General features: G+C 71.2%; 1 protein-coding gene and 1 pseudogene. Both read left to right on the forward strand.

The window, feature by feature from the left end; translation table 11 throughout:
• On the forward strand, positions 1 to 389 hold a 389-nt coding region (locus AB0F44_RS30405), incomplete at its 5' end, for a hypothetical protein (RefSeq protein ID WP_357361118.1).
• 110 nt (positions 390 to 499) lie between these two features.
• Positions 500 to 1045 (forward strand): annotated as a pseudogene (locus AB0F44_RS30410) (hypothetical protein); the annotation flags it as partial.

Genomic DNA, 1045 nt, shown 5'->3' on the forward strand with positions numbered 1-1045 from the left:
ACGCCGAGCGTTCGGCACTCGCCGAGGGCATCCTGCCGGAGACGGCTGACGAGGTCATCGCCGCCGAACTGGCTTCGGACACCGATGTTCCCACCGAGACCGTCCCGGCCGCGCAGGCCGAACTCGGCGTCGGCGACGAATCGGCTGCCGCTGAGACCGGAGTTGTCTCGGCTGCGGAGGTCGAGTCGGACACGGAGGCGACTGCTGCCGGCGCGGAGGCCGCGTCGGCAACCGAGGCTACGTCGGGCGTGGAGGCTTCCGCGGAAACCGCAGAGGTGGGTGCCGATGCTTCCGCGGAAGGCGAGGCATCGGTGTCGGGCGAAGCGGAATCCGGCGAGGCGGCCGCGTCGGCTGATCTGAGTGAGCACGGATCGTCGGTGTCGCGCTGAACGGAGCGGGTGACCCGTTCGGTACCGCGCAGCTGCGGGCCGGAGTGCTTGCCGCGTGGCGCGATTCGCCGACGCGGTTACGCGAGGACAGTGCCAGCGAGGCGGATCTGGTGGCCGCGGGCTACCGGGACCGGTTGCTCACCGAGCTCGCGCAGAACGCGGCCGATGCCGCGGCGAAGGCCGGTGTCGCGGGTGAGCTGGTCGTGCGGGTGCTCGACGGGCGCCTGCACGTCGCGAATACCGGTGCGCCGCTGAGCGTTTCCGGGGTGCACGCGCTGACGGCACTGCGTGCCTCCGGAAAGGCGGGCATCGCGCAGGTGGGCCGCTTCGGTGTCGGCTTCACCGCCGTGCGATCGGTCGGCGACGAGATCGAGGTCCGCTCGACGACCGGTTCCCTCCGCTTCTCCCGCGTCGCCACGCTGAACGCCTTGCACGACATCGGTATCGCCGTCCCCGACGACCTCACGGCAATCGCACCCCCGGTCCTGCGCTTGGCCTGGCCGGTGCCGACCACCCCGCTCGCGGGCACCGACACCGAAATAGTCGTGCACCTCCGCGACGACATCGACCCCGTAGCCCTCCTCGACGCCATGCGAGCCGAGGCCCCCGACCTCCTCCTGGAACTACCGGCCCTCCAGCGCATCCGAATCGAAGCC

The organism is Nocardioides sp. NPDC023903 (genome assembly GCF_040639295.1).
Lineage (GTDB): Bacteria > Actinomycetota > Actinomycetes > Propionibacteriales > Nocardioidaceae > Nocardioides.